Here is a 16711-nt window from a genome sequence, read left to right on the forward strand (position 1 = left end):
GCTAGGCCGGCAACTCGGCGGCCTGCTGCTCGCGTGCCCAGACGCGATGACGGCCGAGGTGGTCGGACAGGTCGTTCAGGACTGCGTCGAGATCGACGGCCTCCCCGACGCACACGCCTTCGGCCGGATCCGGCAGGTGCGCGGCGCTCAGCAATTGCCGCCCCGCCCCGACGGCCGCGATCGGCTTCAGGTGCTTGAACGCTTCGCGCACGAAATGCCGCGCGTCGGCGCTGTGCGCAAGGTCGCGGCCGTCGCCGTCGCCGCCGCACACGAACACCGCGTCGAACATCACCGACGGCATGCCGGCCAGCGTCGCCTGCGGCACGATGCTGCCGATCGGCGCCAGCGTCGGCGCGACGATCGTCGGCACCGCGTGCGCGGCCTGCAGCGCATCGCGCACTTGCTGGACGAGCGTCTCGCTCGTCCCGGCGGTCGCGATCAGCGCGATCTTGCGCGACCGGATGCCGGGCTTCGAGCGGCCGATCAGGCTCAGCGCGGGCGAACGCTGCGCGACCGCCGGCGTCGCGCCTCCGTGTGGTGCCGGCAGCCCGAGCCGTTCGGCCACCTGCGCGGCCAGCCCCGCGTCGAAGCGGGCGATCATGTCGTTGACCACCCGCTCGCGAATGTGCGGCTGCGTCACCTTGCCGAGCTCGAAGCAGTATGCGTCGCGGATATGCCGCTGCTCGATGTCGGTCATGCTCTGGTAGAACAGCGCGGGCTGCGAGAAATGATCGGCGAACGATTCGCTGCGCACGCGCACCTTGTCGCCTTCGAGCGGCTCGTGCACGGTCTCGAAGCCGCCGCCGGCCGGCGCGGGCGGCGTCTCGCGCGGCCAGCCGCCACTCGTCGAATTCGGTTCGTACGACGCTTGCCCGACGTTGATCGTCTGCCGGTGCATCGCGTCGCGCTGGTTGTTCGCGAACGGGCACACCGGCCGGTTGATCGGGATCTCGTGGAAGTTCGGGCCGCCGAGCCGGCTCAATTGCGTGTCGGTGTACGAGAACAGGCGCCCCTGCAGCAGCGGATCGTTCGTGAAGTCGATGCCGGGCACCACGTGCCCCGGATGAAACGCGACCTGCTCGGTTTCCGCGAAGAAGTTGTCGGGATTGCGGTTCAACGTCATCCGGCCGATGGGACGCACCGGCACGAGTTCTTCCGGCACCAGCTTGGTCGCGTCGAGCAGGTCGAAGTCGAACTTGTCGGCATCGGCCGGATCGATCATCTGCACGCCGAGTTCGAACTCCGGATAGTCGCCGCGCTCGATCGCCATCCACAGGTCGCGCCGGTTGAAATCCGGGTCATGGCCGGCAATCCGCTGCGCCTCGTCCCACAGCAGCGAATACGCGCCGCTCACGGGCCGCCAGTGGAACTTCACGAAACGCACGGCGCCGGCGGCGTTCACGAAGCGGAACGTGTGCACGCCGAAGCCGTCCATCGCGCGGTAGCTCGCGGGCAGCGCGCGGTCGGACATCAGCCACAGCACCGTGTGGGTGGTTTCCGGCACCAGCGACACGAAATCCCAGAACGTGTCGTGCGCGGACGCGCCGGTCGGCATCTCGTTCGGCGCCTCGGGCTTCACTGCGTGCACGAAATCGGGAAACTTGATCGCATCCTGGATGAAGAACACCGGCATGTTGTTGCCGACGAGGTCGTAGTTGCCCTCTTCGGTATAGAACTTCACCGCGAAGCCCCGCACGTCGCGCACGGTGTCGGACGAGCCGCGCGGCCCCTGGACCGTCGAGAAGCGCACGTACACCGGTGTTTCCGCGGCCGGATCCTGCAGGAACGCGGCCTTCGTGTAGTCGGCCATCGGCTCGTACACGCGGAACACGCCGTGCGCGGCCGAGCCGCGCGCGTGCACCACGCGCTCCGGAATGCGCTCGTGATCGAAATGCGTGATCTTCTCGCGCATGATGAAGTCTTCGAGCAGCGACGGGCCGCGCGTGCCGCCACGCAACGTGTTCTGGTTGTCGGCGATCCGCACGCCCTGGTTGGTGCGCAGTGCCTCGTGGTCGGGCCGCGAACGGTGCTCGTCGAGCTGGCGCGATTTCGCGCTGTCCTGCGGCTGGACGGGCGGCGTCGTTCCGGATGAGGGGGAATGGGTCATCGATCAGGTCCTCGTGGCATTCGAAGGGGTATCCGCCATGCGCGCGCCGCGTTGCCGCGACCCGCACGGGCGGACAGCAGGAAAACCGGCGCGGCCGGGCGCGACCGCACCCGCCGGCCGGCGGTGGCGTCAGGGCGCGCGCAACGCTGCGTCGAGTTCGGCGCGCGTCACGTCGAGCGCCACGTTGCACTCGATCGCCGCATCCTCGACGCGCGGCTTGCGCGCATCCACCGCGCGCCGCGCGCTATCGCACAAACGGGTGCGCACGCGCAGCCGGCCGGCTGCGTCGAGCGATGCGTAGCGCGTGATCACGTCCGGATCGAACCGCAGGTCGACCGCGCAACGCCAGTCGCGCGCGCTTGCGTCGGCCGGCACACGCACCCACGACACCTGGATCGTCAGCTGCCCGGACGCGTCGTCCGCGTGCACGACAACGGTCGATTCGGACGGGAAACCGTTCGCAAGCGCGTGCTCGAGTTCCGCGATGCGCTGCGACCGGTCGGGCGTGACGCTCATCGTCGGACGACGCCCAGCAGCAGCGTGACCAGGAAGATCACCACGAAGATGTAGAACAGGATCTTCGCGATCTCCGCCGCGCCGGCTGCGATGCCGCCGAACCCGAACACGGCCGCGATGATCGCGATGATGAAGAAGATGATGGCGTATCGAAGCATGGAACCCTCCTGGATGACAGCGGTCGCCGGCGCGCGTCGGCGTCGATCAGGCGTCGTGCTTGTGTTTCGGTTTGCCGTGGGCCGGCGTGGAGGCCATTTTCTCGAGCTCCTTCTCGCTCATCGATTTGGCCATCGACTTCGAAGGCGGTTTGAGGTCCTTCATTTTCGTCTCGCCGCGCTTGGCCGACAGGGCGGCCCCGGCGGCGCGTTGCTGGGCCTGAGATTTTGCTGGCATGGTCGTGCTCCTCCTCTCGTGAATGCGCGCATCGCGGCAAGCGATGGTGCGCACGCGGTTGAACGCGGTGAACGCGGTTGAATCGCCCGGCCGCCTGGCCGCGTCGCCGCACCGCGGGCCGGCCGGCGGCATCGTCATCGCCCGGCGATCCTTCGTCACGGTGCAACGCGCAAGAACGATGCCTCGGCCGCGAGGCGCCCGGCGAATCCGGCCTCGAAAGCCGTCAGGCGATTCGATTCACGGTTGACCGTCTGCATCCCTCATGCATTGAGCGTGCCAGGTCGTCGAAGCGCGTCGGCTGTGGGTGCGCCCCACGTGTCGCAGCAGGTGGGAACCGCTTATTTACAAGCCGGCGGAAAGTTTTGGACACGCATTTCCGTAAGCCGGAAAGCATGTCGGATCGTGACCAGTCATCGCTTCGCATCGATGCGATCGGACGGCGCGCCGCACGGCGCACGCGATCCCGCGCGCATGCCGTGGGTGATGTTGCGGTGCCGGGTCAGTACTGCATCAGCGGCGGCGTGCCCGGCAGCGGCCGGTCGCCCTGCACATCGTTCGAGCCGGTCGACGGCCCGTCGGCCGCTTCGCCGCCGGCCGCGCCCTGCGGCATCACGGCGCCCGGCGAAGGCCGCGTGGCGTCACGCGCATGCGCGTCGGGCATCGTCGTGGTCGACTGTGCGCCACGGCTGTCGGCTGGCGCCCCGCGGGTGCCGTAGGGGCCGTTCGCCGGTTGCGTGCATGCGCCCAGCGCGCACGCGGCGGCACACGCCAGGATGCCCGTGCGTATCGTCTGGATCGGGTTCATCGAAATCCTCCCTGTGCCCGGCGTCTCATAGCCGGTTGAAATGGAAATCGCCCGCATAGGCGGTCGGGGTGCGACGCGCCATCATCGCGTCGAATTCCACCGCCACGCGCGTGAGCGCGCGACGCTGCGATTCGATGCCGGCCTGCTCGAGCGCGGCGAACGCGTCGGCGTCGAACGCCACGGTCAGCGACGCAGGATGGCCGTCGACGCGAAAGCCGATATGCAACGCGCCGACCGGCGCTTCCTCGATATGGAACGGCATCGCGCGCGCCTCGAAATGGCGGCCGAGCGTTTCGGCGATGTCGCGCAACACGCCGGGTTTCACGCGGATGCTCATGGCAATGCCTCTTTGCGCGTTCCCGATACCGCGCTCATCGGCGGCGTATGCACGGGCGGCTCGCGCTCGGGCGGCGCATGCCCCGGTGGATCGCCCTCGGGTTGCCGGTAAGGTTCAGGCAGGTCGGGGGGCACGTCGTCGGGATCGGGCGGTTCCGGATCCGGCCCGATGTCGGGCAGCGGCGGTTCGGGCCGCTGCAACCACTGCGCTGGGTCAGGTGTCATCGGCGCTCCTTCATGGCGGGGTCCGCGGGTCGGTAGCGGACGCGACCTTCGCCTGCCGAGGGCGCGCAAGCCGCATGCCGTCCTTCACGTCATCCGAAGGTCCGCCGCGACGCACACGCGGGCGACGCGAACGGCCTGCCGTGCCTTCGCTACACCGTTCGCTGCAAATCTTGCAACGGCGCGGCTACGCGTCGTAGGCAGCCATCACGAGCCACAGCTCGCGGCCGTCGTCGTGCACCTGCGCGGCGAGCGCATACGGGTCAGACGGCTCGCACGCGCGCTGCAGCGCGAACCGCGCCGGCTCGGTCGAGCCGAACGCATCGCCGCCGAGCGGCCGCACGTCGGCCTTGCCTTCGAACATCCGGCGCTCGGGCCGGTAGATCAGCGGTTCATGCTTCCATCCGTTGAAATGGTTCTTCAGCGAATCGAATCCGCCGCCGCATACATTGACCTCGTAGCGCACGCCAGGTCGTCGTTTCGGAATCGTCATCGTGCCTCCCGCTCGAAGTGTGCGGGGCGGGCACCTTCCGTACCACGCGCCGCGGTCATCGCCTTCGTGGCAAGTTGCGTGCCGCCGAAGTCCAGAGCGAACCCCGCGCGTACCGGGCACGGCCGTTGCGGCAGGAACACGCCATTGGCATCGACACGGAGGCTCGCGATGAAGGATTCGACCCGGACCGGCCACGACGCGCCGGCACACGAACGGCAACCCGATCCGTCGCCGCCGCTCAAGCACCGCGACCGCGCGCGTACGCATCATTCGGAACGCCATATCGACAAGCAGCTCGAGGACACGTTTCCCGCGAGCGATCCGCCCGCGACCGGCGGCGTCACGCGCATCGAGCCGGACACGCCGCCCGGCACGCACGACGACGGGCCGTGGCAGGACAAGCGCGAACGCGGCGACGCATGAGCGCCTGCGGCATGCGGCTTGCTGATTCCGTACCGCCCGTTTCGAACCATTGCACTACCGAACTCGAGAGGAGAAATTCATGCATCGCGTCAACGAAATCATGTCGCAGGACGTCGTGCACATCGCACCGACCGACTCGATCCGTCATGCCGCGCAACTGATGGAGCGCTACGACGTCGGCGCGCTGCCCGTGTGCGACAACAACCGGCTGATCGGGATGGTGACGGACCGCGACCTCGCGGTGCGCGCGATTTCAGCCGGCAAGCCGCCGGAGACGCGCATCCACGAAGTCGCGTCGGGGCCGATCGAATGGTGTTTCGACGACGATTCGCTGGACGAGATCCAGCACTACATGGCGGACGCGCAACTGCGCCGCCTGCCGGTCGTCGATCACGACAAGCGGCTGGTCGGCATGCTGTCGCTCGCGGATATCGCGACGCGCATGGCCGGCCCGGAGCGTGACGATCTCGCGAACACGCTCGAAGGCGTGTCGCAACCGAAGCAGACGTGACGGAGCGCTCGCCGCCCCGTCCCGACCACCCCGCGCGACCCGCAGGGCCCGCCCCGGGCACCGTCGCGCCACATGCAGCCTGGAGGAAACCATGCAGACTTCCGATCAAGGTCAGACCCGCATCATCGGCAAGGGCGCCGCAACGGCGGCCGGCCCTGGCCCCGACGTGATGGCGGCCGATACGCTCGAAGGTAACAAGGTCTATACGACCGATGGCGACGACGTCGGCAAGATCAAGGACATCATGCTCGACGTGCGCTCCGGCCGCGTCGCCTACGCGGTACTGTCGAGCGGCGGCATCCTCGGCATCGGCGACAAGCTGCACGCGATCCCGTGGAGCGCGCTCACGCTCGACACCGAGCGCAAATGCTTCCTGCTGTCGGTGTCGTCCGAGCGGATCCGCAACGCACCGGGGTTCGACAAGGACCACTGGCCGGCGATGGCCGACCCGCAATGGGCCGCGCCGCTGCACGAGTTCTACGGCAGCACGCCGTACTGGAGCGCCGGCGACGAACTCGGGCTGACCGACCCGACCGAGGAACTCAACGATCCGCGCGCACGCGACCGTCACTGATCGCGCCGCCACGCGGCGCCGGTTCGCCGGCGCAGCCGCGTCGAACGCCCCGCCCGCGCGGGGCGTTTTTTCTTGCCGGGCGTCGCGACGGCGGCCCCGACGCGACACGCGCTACGCGCGATGCCGCAGCGCGTCGATCACGACGGTGAACGCACGCGACGCCGGGCGGCGGCTCGGATAGTACGCGTGGTAGCCGGGAAAAACCGGGCACCAGTCCGGCATCACGATCCGCAGGCGGCCGCTGCGGACATGCTCCAGCACGATGTCCTCGGTGACGAACGCGATGCCGAAGCCGTCGAGCGCCGCCTGGACCATGTGCGGCTGCGTGTTGCAGGTGATCCGGCCGTTCACGCGCGCCAGCACGTCGTTCCTGCCCTTCTTCAGCTCCCACGCATAGATGCCCTTCGCCGTGGCGAGCCGCAACGTGACGCAATCGTGATCGAGCAGGTCCTGCGGCTTCTTCGGCGGCTTGCGGCCGTCGAGATAGGCCGGCGCCGCGACCATCGCCATCCGGACATCCGGGCTGATCCGCACGGCGATCATGTCCTTCGCCACCTGGTCGCCGTAGCGCACACCGATGTCGTAGCGCTCCTCGACGATGTTCGACAGCCCGTAATCGACCGACAGCTCGACGCGGATGTCCGGGTAGTCGGGCAGGACCTGCCTGAGTTTCGGCCAGATGACCGTATCGATCGGATGCTCGGTGGCCGTAATGCGCACCACGCCGGCCGGCTTGTCCCTGAAATCCGACAGCGCGGCCAGTTGCGCGGTGATCTCGTCGATGCGCGGGGCCACCGCCTGGAACAGCGCTTCGCCCGCGTCGGTCGTCGCCACGCTGCGCGTCGTGCGCGTCAGCAGCCGCACGCCGACCCGCGCTTCGAGATCGCGGATGGTATGGCTCAGCGCCGACTGCGACACGCCGAGCCGCGTGGCCGCGCGCGTGAAGCTGCGCTCGCGGGCCACCGCGAGAAAGACGAGCAGGTCGTTCAAATTTTCGCGCGCCATGTCGAAAAGCTCCGGTCGGGACGGACGCCAATCGTAGCACCGCCGGCGGCGATTCATCAGTTTGGCTCATGAGTCCAAGCGTGCCGCGCTACTTAATCGATCCGCGGCGGCTCGCTAGACTGCGAAGCCATCGACCCGATGCGCCTCGGCAAAGCCCCGGACGCTCGGACTACCCCGCATTCCGGAGCCCACCTCATGACTACCCGCTTTCTCGCCGCCGCTGCCGCCGCCGTCGCCGCGCTTGCCGCATCCGGCCCACTGTTCGCGCAATCCGCACCGGGCCTGACGCGTGAGCAGGTCCGCCAGGACATGCTGCGCTACGAGGCCGCCGGCTTCAATCCGGCGCGCATGAACCCGCGCAGCTGGGTCGACGACGCCCAGGCCGCCGCGGCCCGCGTGCAGGCCGGGCGCGCCGACGACGCGCGCACGCAGCTCGCCGTGCACGGCGCCACGACGCGTTGCGACTGAGCGCGCGACCCACACCTTGTTCCGATCCGGTTCCCGACATGCCCTCCGTCTCCACGCCCGATCGCGGCACCGCACCTGACGGTGCGGCCGCGTGGGGCGCCGTCCTCGCGATGTCGCTCGGCGCGTTCGCGCTGGTCGCCTCCGAGTTCATGCCGGTCAGCCTGCTCACGCCGATTGCAGGCGACCTGCACGTCAGCGAAGGCCAGGCCGGCCAGGCCATCTCCGTATCCGGCGCGTTCGCGCTGGTCACGAGCCTGTTCATCGCATCGCTCGCCGGCCGGCGCGATCGCAAGCCGTTGCTGCTGGTGTTGACACTGCTGACGATCGTGTCCGGCACGCTCGTCGCATTCGCGCCGAACTACGCGGCGTTCATCGCCGGCCGCGCCCTGATCGGCGTGGCGATCGGCGGCTTCTGGTCGATGTCGGCCGCCACCGCGATGCGCCTCGTGCCGGCAACGCACGTGCCGCGCGCGCTGGCGATCGTGAATGGTGGCAATGCGCTGGCGACCGTCGTCGCGGCTCCGCTCGGCAGCTTTCTGGGCGGGATCGTCGGGTGGCGCTGGGCGTTCTTCTGCGTCGTGCCGGTCGCCGCGATCGCATTCGGCTGGAAGCTTGTCAGCCTGCCGTCGATGCAGTCCGCGCCGCGCGGCACGTCGGCCAACGCGCTCAGGCTGCTGGCCCGGCCGCCGGTCGCGCTCGGCATGGCGGCGGTCAGCGTGTTCTTCATGGGCCAGTTCACGCTGTTCACCTACCTGCGCCCCTTCCTCGAAACCGTCACGCACGCAGGCACCGTCACACTGTCGCTGATCCTGCTCGTGATCGGCGTCGCGGGCTTCGCGGGAACGGTCCTGATCGGCGGCGTCCTGGAACACGGGCTCTACCGGACACTCGTGGCCACGCCGGCACTGATGGCCGCGATTGCGGTAGCGCTGACGCTCTTCGGCGGCTCCACGGCGGCAACCGCCTGCCTGCTCGGCGCATGGGGCCTGCTCGGCACCGCGGCGCCGGTCGGCTGGTGGACGTGGCTCGCCCGTACGCTGCCGCACGATGCGGAAGCCGGCGGCGGCCTGATGGTGGCGGTCGTGCAACTCGCGATCGGGCTCGGCGCGACGATCGGCGGCATGCTGTTCGACCTGCACGGCTACCGCGCGACCTTCGCGATGAGCGCGGCACTGCTCGCGTGCGCCGGCGGCCTGGCCGTCGTCGCGGGCAGGTCCGCCGCGCGCGCCGCCACGCGCACCGACGGTTGATGCCTGCGCCACCCCGCCCCGCCGGCGTTTTTACAAGCGCCGTGTAACCTCCCCGTCCCGCTGCGCGCGGCCGCTCGCCGCATCCAGGTAGCCGAGCAGCCGGTGCGGCGTCAGCGGCTTCGCACAGTGCGCGTCGAACCCGGCTTGCTTCGCCGCCTCGCAGTCGCGTCGCGACGCGAAGCCGCTGCACGCCACGAGCAGCATGTCGCCGGTGTGCGGATCGCCACGCAGCCGCGCCGCAAGCTGCAGCCCGTCGAGGCCCGGCATCGCGATATCGAGCACGACCGCGAACGGCTGCCAGTCGCGCGCGATCGCGCAGACGGCGAACGGATCGACGGCAACGCGGCATTCGAAGCCGCGCGCCTCGAGCAGCAGGCGCAGCGCATCGGCCGCGTCGCGATAGTCGTCGACGATCAGCACGCGATGCGACCGCGCCGGCACGCTGTCGGGTGCGCGCCATAGCAGCACGTCGTCCGCGGCCGGATCGTTGCCGGAATCGGGAAGCATCGCGTTTCTCCTGTCGTTGACCTCCGCCTCCACGCAAACCACGCGCCCGTCTCGGCCGATGCGGAACGGCGGTTGCTGCACAGGTCGAATCGTCGTACCGGAGCCATTCATGTGCGTGACGCTGCGCTTTCCTTTCCGTTCCGCCCCGCTTGCATGGGCGACCTGCCGCGCCACGTGCCGCACGGGCGTCGTCACATGACGCGCCGGACGCCGCCCGCTGCCGACGATGCACCGGCGACACTCGACGCGTGCCGCCGCTGCGCGCTGTGGGAGCATGCGACCCAGCCGGTGCCCGGCGCCGGCCCCGTCGACGCGACGATCATGCTGGTCGGCGAGCAGCCGGGCGACCAGGAGGACCGCAACGGATTGCCGTTCGTCGGCGCGGCCGGGCGCATGCTGGACCGTGCACTCGATGAAGCCGGGATCGAGCGCGCGCAGTGCTATCTGACGAACGCGGTCAAGCATTTCAAATGGGAGCCGCGCGGCAAGCGGCGGCTGCACAAGACGCCCGCGCAACGCGAGGTGGCCGCGTGCCGCTACTGGCTCGAGCGCGAGCTCGACGCGGTACGGCCACGCGTCATCGTCGCGCTCGGCGGCACCGCGTTGCGCGCGCTGCTGCAAGACAACGATGCGACGCTGGAGGCCGCGCGCGCACCGATTCGCACGGCGGAAGGCCGGCTCGTCGTCGCCACCTATCACCCGTCGTACGTGCTGCGCACGCGCGGCGCCGATTCGCGCGAGCACGCGTACCGGACGCTCGTCGACGCATTGCGCACCGCATCGGGCCTGGCCGGCGAACCCGACCGCGACCGCGATCGCGCCAGCCGGCACGGCGCAAGGGAAGACACCCGATGAACACGCCGGGCGACGACGCGCAGCCGGCCGCGGGCGCCGCGCCGCGCACCGCGACGCCGTGGTACCGGCGGCTCGGCCCCGGCCTGCTCGCGGGGGCGTCCGATGCCGATCCGGGCAACATCGCGGTCTACGCGCAGGCCGGTAGCCAGTTCGGCTTCAACATGCTGTGGATGATCGTCGTCACGCTGCCGATGATGGTCGCCGTGCAGCTCGCGTCGGCGTTCATCGGCCGCCGCAACCGCGCGGGCCTCGTCGCCGCCATCCGCGAGCACTTCTCCGACCGGCTCGCCAAGACGCTGATCGTGATGGTCGCGATCGTCAACGTCGTCAACGTCGGCGCCGATCTCGCGGCGATGGGCGACGCGACCGCGCTCGTCGCGGGCGGGCGCAGCTACTGGTATGCGCCGTTCTACGGGCTCGCGTCGCTCGCGCTGCAGATGACGCTGTCGTACGAGCGCTATGCGCGCTGGCTCAAATGGATGACGCTCGGCCTGATCGCCTATGTGCTCGAACTCGGCTTCGTGCAGATCGACTGGCGGGGCGTGATGCATGCGATCGTGCTGCCGCAGATCGAATTCACGCACGCGTATGCGACGACCACGGTGGCCGTGCTCGGCACGACGCTGAGCCCGTACCTGTTCGTGTGGCAGGCCGCGCTCGAAGTGGAGGAAACGGCATCCACGCAACGCGACACGCGCCGCGAGACCGAGCGGCGCGTTACCTTCGACACGTGGGTCGGCATGCTCGTCACGAACGCGGTGTCGTTCTGCATCATGGTGATCGGTGCCGCCGTGTTCTTCGCGCATGGCCGGCACGACATCGGCACCACCGCGCAAGCCGCCGAAGCGCTGCGGCCGATCGCCGGCGAAGCCGCGTTTCTCGTGTTCGCGTTCGGCATCGTCGGCTGCGGGCTGCTCGCGATTCCCGCGTTCGCGGGCAGCGCCGCATACGGCTGCGCGGAAGCGTGGCAGTTCCGCGAAGGGCTGAACGAGCCGGTGCGGCGTGCGCCCGCGTTCTATGCGGTGCTGGCGCTGTGCGTGATCGTCGGCATCGCGATCTGCGTGAGCCCCATCGATCCGATCAAGGCGCTGTACTGGAGCGCGGTGCTCAACGGTATCGCGGCGGTACCGATGCTCGTGCTCGTGATGCTGCTGTCGCACCGGCGCGAGGCGGCCGGCCAACCCGGCAGCGGCATCGTGTCGAAAACGTTCGGCTGGCTGGCGGTCGCGCTGATGGCGGCATCGGTCGTGACGATGGTCGTCGACCTGCTGACCTGAACCGCTGATCGCGCGTGCGACTTTCATGGAGCCGGGCCGACCGCATCGCGGCCATGCCCGGCTCGCCGCGATTACATCATCTTGCCGCGCGAACGTTCGGCGCGCGCCGCCTCGGCCGCCGATTCGACCTTCTTCACTTCTTCCGGCGGCGGCAGCACTGCCTTGAAGCCCATCGACGCGATCCACATCTCGCGCGCCCAGCCGCGCGTGTGATACAGGTGATGATCCTCGTCGGCCTCGACCTCGTCGTGCGCGTCCTTCAGCGTCTTCGCGGCGTCGCCCGACAACTGGTCTGCCGCATAGCCGATCAGCTCCCAGTTCAGGTGATCCTTGGTCTCGGCGAGCACCACGCACTCGGCCGCGACGACCTGCGCGACAGCCGGGTCGGCCTGCTTCCGGGCTTGCTCGATCGTATGCGCGAGCGCCTTCCCGATGGCCGCCACCCCGCTGCGGCCGGGTGTCTGCGTGTCGGGGTCCATGCCGAACGTCTCGAACACCTTGCGCAGCACCTCCTGGTGATGCAGCGTCTCGCGGTGGTACTTCTCCCATTCCTTGTGCAGATCCTCGTCGGTCGCGCATTGCAGCGCGGCTTCATAGATCTTCGCGCCGCCAAGCTCGGTTTCGTATGCCTGGCAGAGCAATTCGAGGATGCCTTCATGCTTCGGTTGCCGATGGGCCATGACTGACTCTCCAAAAAGACGGGCCGCACGCGCGGCCCGGGGTTGAACGGGCACGCGTCAGTGCGTGCCCACCTTGCGTTCGAGCGCCTGCGCCATGCTCAGGTGATGCCGCAGCGTCGGCAGCGTGGTGCTCGCGAACGCGCGCAATTGCGGATCCCGCCCGTTGCGCGCCTCGCCTTCGAACAGCGCGACGGCCTTGCGGTGCGCCTCCGGGCCGACCGCCGCGACGTACGCGACGTCGAAGTCCCGGCCCTGCTTGCCGCGCAGCGCCTCGACGTCGGGATCCTGGATCTGTTCGACCTGCGGCTTCATGCCCTGGCGCGCGGCGATCTCGTTCAAGCGCGCATTCGCCTTGCCGTGATCGGCCACCATGCGCTGCGCGAATGCGCGCACGTCCGGCGACTGCGCCTGCCTCAGCGCGAGCTGGCTTGCCTGCACCTCCGCCTTGCCGGCGATGGCGGCCTTGTCGACGAATTCCGCGTCGCCGCCTTGCGGCGCTTTCGCGATCATCGCGTCGCCCGCGCCCGACGACGGGTTGATCACGCCGCCCGGCACATGTGAATTCGATGCGGGCGGCTCGCTCGGCATCTGCGCGCGGGCGAACCCGCCGGCGGCGAGCACGGCCGCGGCGAACACCGCGATCGTCCAGTTGGGTCGTTTCATGGGCTTCCTCCTTGCATTTGGCGAGAGACGGCCATCAGCCGCCGACGATCGAGCCGCCGTTCGGATGCAGCGTCTGCCCGGTCATGTAGCTCGCGCCTTCCGACGCGAGCAGCACGTAGCAGCCGATCAGTTCGTCCGGCTGCCCCGGCCGCTTGAGCGGCACGTTCGCGCCGAACTTCGCGACCTGCTCGGCGGTGAACGTCGATGGAATCAGCGGCGTCCAGATCGGTCCGGGCGCGACCGCGTTGACGCGGATGTCGCGTTCGGCCAGCTCCGCCGACAGCGACCGCGTGAATGCGACGATCGCGCCCTTGGTCGCCGAGTAGTCCGGCAGTTTCGGATTGCCGTGATACGCGGTCACCGACGCGGTGTTGACGATGCGTCCGCCGTGCTTCATGTGCGGCAGCGCAGCCTGCGTGCAGAAGAACATCCCGTACACGTTCGTGCGGAACGTGCGTTCGAGCTGTTCCTCGGTCACGTCCTCGATGCCCGGGCGCGGATGCTGTTCGCCCGCGTTGTTCACGAGCACGTCGAGCCGCCCGAGCCGCTCGACCGTGCGCGCCACCGCGTCGTGCGCCTGCCGGCGGTCGCCGACGTCGCACCTGATCGCCTCGCAACGCCGGCCGGCCTGTTCGATCAGCTGCTTCGTATGCGCGGCGTCGTCCGACTCGTTCAGATAGACGATCGCGACGTCCGCCCCTTCCTTCGCGAAGCCGATCGCGACCGCGCGGCCGATCCCGCTGTCGCCGCCCGTCACGAGCGCGACCTTGCCGGCGAGCTTGCCGCTGCCGACGTAATCGGCCGCCAAGTCGCGCGGCTCCGGATGCATGTCGCGCTCGGTGCCCGGCTGGTGGTCCTGCTTCTGCGGCGGTGGTGTCTGTGCGGTAGTCATGGGTTCGTTCCTCCCTGAACGGTGTCGTCAATCGCTCGCAAGCGGCGTGCCGCGCACGGCGGCGCCGTCATCGCGCGTGCAACGCTGCGAACGGGCGTAAAAAATTCAGTGTTGATTGGCGCCCGATGCGGGCTCGCCGGGCCGGCGTACCGGATCGAAGTCACGCCACTCGCCGTCCTGCCAGTCGCCCTCGACCCGCTCGATCGACGACGCCCCGGTCGCGCGCAGCACGTCTTCCGCGGTAGTCGCGGTGTCGGGCGCCACGCGCACCGCGAGGATCACGCCGGTTTCGCTCTTCGCGAGCGTGCCTTTGCCCTCGGCCGGCTCGCCGCGCATGCGGCCCAGCGCGCCGCCGAATGCGCCTAGATACGCGCCGGCCAGCGCGGCGGCGGCCGGCACGAACCAGTAGCGCACGCCGATCGCATAGACGAGCAGCCCCACGACGATGCCGATCACCACCCCGCGGATCGCGCCGATCATCGCGCCGCGCCCGCCCGGCTTCGCCGCCGTATCGGCATAGACGTCGCCGCCGATCGGAAAGCGCGCATGCTGTCCGCCGGGATTCAGGAAGAAGATCGATACGTCATCCGAACCGAACGCGCGCTCGTACAGGTGACGCGCCCCACCTTCCGCTTCGTCGAACGTCGTGAAGCGGCCTGCGACGATCATCGCCATGGTCGTGCTCCTCGTGACGGGGGTGGCGCCGCGTGCAACCGCACGCGGCGCGACGGGGCGGCGCTCACATCAGCCGGCCGAGTTCCTTCGACACCGAGGCCGGCGTGCCGTATTCGCGATCGGGAATGCGGCGAAGCATGTCGATCACGCCGGGGTCCGCATGCGAGCGCTCCGCGCACTCGATGACCGCCGACTTGCTGGCCGGATAGTCCATGCCCTTCAGGGCCTTCTGCACGTCGATCGGGCTCGGCGCCTTGCCGTGGCCGCCCTGGTGGCCACCCTTGTCATGGTCCTGCTGCGTGCGCTCGCCTTCGTGCGCGCGCGAGTGGCTGTATTCGTGGCCCGTATGTTGTCGGGATGTCATGAAACCCTCCTTGGAGATGAACGAAATCACGTCGACGCGCGGCGCGCACGCGCCAGCGCGGCGACCACCAGCGCCGCCGCACCGAGGGCGACCGCCCCCGCCACCTTCGGCCGCTGAACCACCGTGTTGTACGCGCAACCGCGCAGCACGGGCCCGTCCATGCCTTCGCGCTCGTGCAGTGCGTGGCGCGGCTCGTACAGCGCGTTGTCGTCGCGCGGGCGGGCGGGGCGATCCGTGCGCTGGCTGCGCCAGAACAGCCGGGACGCAATGCGATCGAACAGGCGCGGCGCGTGATACGCGCTCGCCGACGTGAACTTCGCCGCGCCGCCAACGAACAGCGTGCGGCGCGGATGCGCGGCCGCGAACAGGATCGCGTCGGCCACCAGTTCCGGGTCGTAGATCGGCGGCGGCAGCTTCGCCTCGACGTTCATGTAGTTTTTCGCGTGCATCACGAACATCGTGTCGATCGCGGCCGGCTTGATCAACGTCACGGATACCGGCAGATGGTCACCCTCCATCTCGAGCCGCAGCGAATCCGTAAAACCCTTCACCGCATGCTTGGACGCCACATACGCGCTCTGCAACGGCACCGGCGCGTCGGACGCCTCGCTGCCCATGTTGATGATCGCGCCGCCGTGAAAGTCGTTCTTGCGCCGGAAGTGATCGGCCGCGACGAGCGAGCCGTGCACGACGCCCCAGTAGTTGGTGTCGAACAGCTTGCGCTGGTCGTCGAGCGGCACCGCGGAAGCGGGGCCGAAGATCGATACGCCGGCATTGTTGATCCACGTGTCGAAACCGCCGTAGGTTTCGACCGCCTTCGCGGCCGCGCGCTGCAGGTCTTCAAGATTGCCGACGTCGCCCGCGACCGCCACCGCGAGATCGCCATGCTGGCGAAGCTCCTCGCACAACGTATCGAGCGCGGCTTCATTCCGCGCGAACAGCACCAGCTTCGCGCCGCGGCGCGCGGCCTTGCGCGCGGTGACGAGACCGATGCCGCTCGTCGCGCCGGTGATCACGATCGTCTGCTCGCCGACCGGTTTGAGCATGCAGTTCATGACTGGACTCCTTGTGCGGCGCGGCCGCGGTCACTTGGCCCGGATCGTCAACTGGTCGCGCACGTCCTGTACGCCGTCGACCTGCTTCACGACGCTGACGGCCTGCGCGCGCTGCGCCTCCTCGGGCACACTGCCGGTGAGCGTCACGATGCCGCGGCGCGTCTTCACGTGGATGTCGCCGGACGACAGGCCGTTCGTCCCGACCAGCTCGGCCTTCGCCTTGGTCGTGATCGTCGCGTCGCGGATCTTCGTGCCGGTCGTCGAATGCGTCGACGCCGACGTCGACGCGGCACTGTCGTCGCCGGCGGCGAGCGCGTTCGGCGCAATCACCGCGCACGCCGTGGTGGCGGCGATCGCGATCGCCATGCCGGCGCGCATCGCGTTGCGACGACGGAACCCCAGGGAACGGGCTTGCAGCGGAAATGCCTTCATCGTGACCTCCTTTCGTCGAGCCGGGATTGCCGGCGGGTGAACGGGACAGCGCAAGTCGCGTGCCGCGCCGCCCGTGCGGCGCAGTCGCGGGTTCTCCCGATCAGACGCCCTTTCATCCAACCCGTTGTAATTTTTTCGGTATCCCGACCGGCGGCTTCGCGGGCAATGCACCGGGTACGCCGCTTGCCGAACCACCGGCAACGGTGGC

At 69.3% G+C, this 16711-nt stretch carries 24 protein-coding genes; 7 read left to right on the forward strand and 17 right to left on the reverse strand.

What is annotated here, in order from left to right; genetic code table 11:
• Window position 1 precedes the first annotated feature (1 nt).
• The 8 genes from katE to LXE91_RS38215 all read right to left on the reverse strand — a co-directional run bounded on the left by katE (window position 2) and on the right by LXE91_RS38215 (window position 4872).
• Entirely contained in the window at window positions 2-2107 is a 2106-nt protein-coding gene (katE, locus tag LXE91_RS38180; protein ID WP_039371289.1) for a catalase HPII, read from the reverse strand.
• Between the two features lie 129 nt (window positions 2108-2236).
• Window positions 2237-2623: a DUF3022 domain-containing protein gene (locus tag LXE91_RS38185; protein WP_039371292.1), complete on the reverse strand. Its 387-nt coding sequence runs from the start codon at window positions 2621-2623 to the stop codon at window positions 2237-2239.
• On the reverse strand, window positions 2620-2781 hold the full coding sequence (locus LXE91_RS38190) for a DUF1328 family protein (RefSeq protein WP_006767422.1): 162 nt from the start codon (window positions 2779-2781) through the stop codon (window positions 2620-2622). The genes LXE91_RS38185 and LXE91_RS38190 overlap by 4 nt, the downstream gene beginning before the upstream one ends.
• Window positions 2782-2827: 46 nt before the next feature.
• Window positions 2828-3016 carry a DUF3008 family protein gene (locus LXE91_RS38195; RefSeq protein WP_039371381.1) on the reverse strand — a complete coding sequence of 63 codons (189 nt, stop codon included), beginning with the start codon at window positions 3014-3016 and terminating at the stop codon, window positions 2828-2830.
• Window positions 3017-3515: 499 nt separating this feature from the next.
• On the reverse strand, window positions 3516-3821 hold the full coding sequence (locus tag LXE91_RS38200; protein WP_039371301.1) for a hypothetical protein: 306 nt from the start codon (window positions 3819-3821) through the stop codon (window positions 3516-3518).
• 25 nt (window positions 3822-3846) lie between these two features.
• Complete coding sequence (locus LXE91_RS38205) at window positions 3847-4158, reverse strand: hypothetical protein (RefSeq protein WP_039371305.1); 312 nt, start codon at window positions 4156-4158, stop codon at window positions 3847-3849.
• Window positions 4155-4382 (reverse strand): hypothetical protein, encoded by a 228-nt coding sequence (locus LXE91_RS38210; protein ID WP_076841500.1) that lies wholly within the window; start codon window positions 4380-4382, stop codon window positions 4155-4157. Before LXE91_RS38210 ends, LXE91_RS38205 begins: the two co-directional genes overlap by 4 nt.
• A gap of 184 nt (window positions 4383-4566) precedes the next feature.
• Complete coding sequence (locus LXE91_RS38215) at window positions 4567-4872, reverse strand: hypothetical protein (RefSeq protein WP_039371311.1); 306 nt, start codon at window positions 4870-4872, stop codon at window positions 4567-4569.
• A gap of 168 nt (window positions 4873-5040) precedes the next feature.
• On the opposite strand from LXE91_RS38215, the gene LXE91_RS38220 reads away from it, so the two are divergent.
• The 3 genes from LXE91_RS38220 (at window position 5041) to LXE91_RS38230 (ending at window position 6380) form a co-directional block, all read left to right on the forward strand.
• Window positions 5041-5295, forward strand: a complete 255-nt coding sequence (locus LXE91_RS38220; protein WP_039371313.1) for a hypothetical protein — start codon at window positions 5041-5043, stop codon at window positions 5293-5295.
• Window positions 5296-5374: 79 nt separating this feature from the next.
• Window positions 5375-5806, forward strand: a complete 432-nt coding sequence (locus LXE91_RS38225) for a CBS domain-containing protein (RefSeq protein WP_039371315.1) — start codon at window positions 5375-5377, stop codon at window positions 5804-5806.
• A gap of 91 nt (window positions 5807-5897) precedes the next feature.
• Window positions 5898-6380, forward strand: coding sequence for a PRC-barrel domain-containing protein (locus tag LXE91_RS38230; protein ID WP_039371318.1), 483 nt, complete (start codon window positions 5898-5900; stop codon window positions 6378-6380).
• Between the two features lie 111 nt (window positions 6381-6491).
• On the opposite strand, the gene LXE91_RS38235 is transcribed toward LXE91_RS38230, so the two are convergent.
• Entirely contained in the window at window positions 6492-7385 is an 894-nt protein-coding gene (locus tag LXE91_RS38235) for a LysR family transcriptional regulator (protein ID WP_039371322.1), read from the reverse strand.
• 195 nt (window positions 7386-7580) lie between these two features.
• On the opposite strand from LXE91_RS38235, the gene LXE91_RS38240 reads away from it, so the two are divergent.
• Both LXE91_RS38240 and LXE91_RS38245 read left to right on the forward strand, forming a co-directional pair.
• On the forward strand, window positions 7581-7853 hold the full coding sequence (locus LXE91_RS38240; RefSeq protein WP_039371324.1) for a DUF4148 domain-containing protein: 273 nt from the start codon (window positions 7581-7583) through the stop codon (window positions 7851-7853).
• Between the two features lie 38 nt (window positions 7854-7891).
• Entirely contained in the window at window positions 7892-9103 is a 1212-nt protein-coding gene (locus LXE91_RS38245; RefSeq protein ID WP_039371327.1) for an MFS transporter, read from the forward strand.
• 30 nt (window positions 9104-9133) lie between these two features.
• Here LXE91_RS38245 and LXE91_RS38250 read toward each other — a convergent pair whose 3' ends face one another.
• A complete protein-coding gene (locus LXE91_RS38250) occupies window positions 9134-9610 on the reverse strand; it encodes a response regulator (RefSeq protein WP_039371329.1) in 477 nt (158 codons plus the stop codon).
• Between the two features lie 195 nt (window positions 9611-9805).
• Here LXE91_RS38250 and LXE91_RS38255 point away from each other — a divergent pair, with 195 nt between their 5' ends.
• Window positions 9806-10465: a UdgX family uracil-DNA binding protein gene (locus LXE91_RS38255; protein WP_046196867.1), complete on the forward strand. Its 660-nt coding sequence runs from the start codon at window positions 9806-9808 to the stop codon at window positions 10463-10465.
• On the forward strand, window positions 10462-11742 hold the full coding sequence (locus tag LXE91_RS38260; RefSeq protein ID WP_039371332.1) for an NRAMP family divalent metal transporter: 1281 nt from the start codon (window positions 10462-10464) through the stop codon (window positions 11740-11742). The genes LXE91_RS38255 and LXE91_RS38260 overlap by 4 nt, the downstream gene beginning before the upstream one ends.
• 71 nt (window positions 11743-11813) lie before the next feature.
• Here the strand turns inward: LXE91_RS38260 and LXE91_RS38265 are convergent, their stop codons facing one another.
• From LXE91_RS38265 to LXE91_RS38295, 7 genes are all read right to left on the reverse strand, one after another.
• Window positions 11814-12422 carry a DUF892 family protein gene (locus LXE91_RS38265; protein WP_039371335.1) on the reverse strand — a complete coding sequence of 203 codons (609 nt, stop codon included), beginning with the start codon at window positions 12420-12422 and terminating at the stop codon, window positions 11814-11816.
• A gap of 57 nt (window positions 12423-12479) precedes the next feature.
• Entirely contained in the window at window positions 12480-13085 is a 606-nt protein-coding gene (locus LXE91_RS38270) for a DUF4142 domain-containing protein (RefSeq protein ID WP_039371338.1), read from the reverse strand.
• A 34-nt stretch (window positions 13086-13119) separates the two neighbouring features.
• The gene (locus LXE91_RS38275; protein WP_039371341.1) at window positions 13120-13977 is read right to left on the reverse strand and encodes an SDR family oxidoreductase; all 858 of its coding nucleotides are present in this window, start codon (window positions 13975-13977) and stop codon (window positions 13120-13122) included.
• A gap of 105 nt (window positions 13978-14082) precedes the next feature.
• Entirely contained in the window at window positions 14083-14652 is a 570-nt protein-coding gene (locus tag LXE91_RS38280) for a hypothetical protein (protein WP_039371344.1), read from the reverse strand.
• Window positions 14653-14716: 64 nt separating this feature from the next.
• A complete protein-coding gene (locus LXE91_RS38285) occupies window positions 14717-15016 on the reverse strand; it encodes a DUF2795 domain-containing protein (protein WP_039371385.1) in 300 nt (99 codons plus the stop codon).
• Between the two features lie 26 nt (window positions 15017-15042).
• Entirely contained in the window at window positions 15043-16071 is a 1029-nt protein-coding gene (locus LXE91_RS38290) for an SDR family oxidoreductase (protein ID WP_039371345.1), read from the reverse strand.
• A 30-nt stretch (window positions 16072-16101) separates the two neighbouring features.
• Window positions 16102-16503, reverse strand: a complete 402-nt coding sequence (locus LXE91_RS38295; protein ID WP_039371349.1) for a BON domain-containing protein — start codon at window positions 16501-16503, stop codon at window positions 16102-16104.
• Window positions 16504-16711 lie beyond the last annotated feature (208 nt).

This window comes from Burkholderia contaminans (genome assembly GCF_029633825.1).
Lineage (GTDB): Bacteria > Pseudomonadota > Gammaproteobacteria > Burkholderiales > Burkholderiaceae > Burkholderia > Burkholderia contaminans.

Coding starts and splice junctions, on each gene's coding strand:
- katE (WP_039371289.1), bottom strand. CDS start 2,107: ATGACCCATTCCCCCTCATCCGGAACGACGCCGCCCGTCCAGCCGCAG.
- LXE91_RS38185 (WP_039371292.1), bottom strand. CDS start 2,623: ATGAGCGTCACGCCCGACCGGTCGCAGCGCATCGCGGAACTCGAGCAC.
- LXE91_RS38190 (WP_006767422.1), bottom strand. CDS start 2,781: ATGCTTCGATACGCCATCATCTTCTTCATCATCGCGATCATCGCGGCC.
- LXE91_RS38195 (WP_039371381.1), bottom strand. CDS start 3,016: ATGCCAGCAAAATCTCAGGCCCAGCAACGCGCCGCCGGGGCCGCCCTG.
- LXE91_RS38200 (WP_039371301.1), bottom strand. CDS start 3,821: ATGAACCCGATCCAGACGATACGCACGGGCATCCTGGCGTGTGCCGCC.
- LXE91_RS38205 (WP_039371305.1), bottom strand. CDS start 4,158: ATGAGCATCCGCGTGAAACCCGGCGTGTTGCGCGACATCGCCGAAACG.
- LXE91_RS38210 (WP_076841500.1), bottom strand. CDS start 4,382: ATGACACCTGACCCAGCGCAGTGGTTGCAGCGGCCCGAACCGCCGCTG.
- LXE91_RS38215 (WP_039371311.1), bottom strand. CDS start 4,872: ATGACGATTCCGAAACGACGACCTGGCGTGCGCTACGAGGTCAATGTA.
- LXE91_RS38220 (WP_039371313.1), top strand. CDS start 5,041: ATGAAGGATTCGACCCGGACCGGCCACGACGCGCCGGCACACGAACGG.
- LXE91_RS38225 (WP_039371315.1), top strand. CDS start 5,375: ATGCATCGCGTCAACGAAATCATGTCGCAGGACGTCGTGCACATCGCA.
- LXE91_RS38230 (WP_039371318.1), top strand. CDS start 5,898: ATGCAGACTTCCGATCAAGGTCAGACCCGCATCATCGGCAAGGGCGCC.
- LXE91_RS38235 (WP_039371322.1), bottom strand. CDS start 7,385: ATGGCGCGCGAAAATTTGAACGACCTGCTCGTCTTTCTCGCGGTGGCC.
- LXE91_RS38240 (WP_039371324.1), top strand. CDS start 7,581: ATGACTACCCGCTTTCTCGCCGCCGCTGCCGCCGCCGTCGCCGCGCTT.
- LXE91_RS38245 (WP_039371327.1), top strand. CDS start 7,892: ATGCCCTCCGTCTCCACGCCCGATCGCGGCACCGCACCTGACGGTGCG.
- LXE91_RS38250 (WP_039371329.1), bottom strand. CDS start 9,610: ATGCTTCCCGATTCCGGCAACGATCCGGCCGCGGACGACGTGCTGCTA.
- LXE91_RS38255 (WP_046196867.1), top strand. CDS start 9,806: ATGACGCGCCGGACGCCGCCCGCTGCCGACGATGCACCGGCGACACTC.
- LXE91_RS38260 (WP_039371332.1), top strand. CDS start 10,462: ATGAACACGCCGGGCGACGACGCGCAGCCGGCCGCGGGCGCCGCGCCG.
- LXE91_RS38265 (WP_039371335.1), bottom strand. CDS start 12,422: ATGGCCCATCGGCAACCGAAGCATGAAGGCATCCTCGAATTGCTCTGC.
- LXE91_RS38270 (WP_039371338.1), bottom strand. CDS start 13,085: ATGAAACGACCCAACTGGACGATCGCGGTGTTCGCCGCGGCCGTGCTC.
- LXE91_RS38275 (WP_039371341.1), bottom strand. CDS start 13,977: ATGACTACCGCACAGACACCACCGCCGCAGAAGCAGGACCACCAGCCG.
- LXE91_RS38280 (WP_039371344.1), bottom strand. CDS start 14,652: ATGGCGATGATCGTCGCAGGCCGCTTCACGACGTTCGACGAAGCGGAA.
- LXE91_RS38285 (WP_039371385.1), bottom strand. CDS start 15,016: ATGACATCCCGACAACATACGGGCCACGAATACAGCCACTCGCGCGCG.
- LXE91_RS38290 (WP_039371345.1), bottom strand. CDS start 16,071: ATGAACTGCATGCTCAAACCGGTCGGCGAGCAGACGATCGTGATCACC.
- LXE91_RS38295 (WP_039371349.1), bottom strand. CDS start 16,503: ATGAAGGCATTTCCGCTGCAAGCCCGTTCCCTGGGGTTCCGTCGTCGC.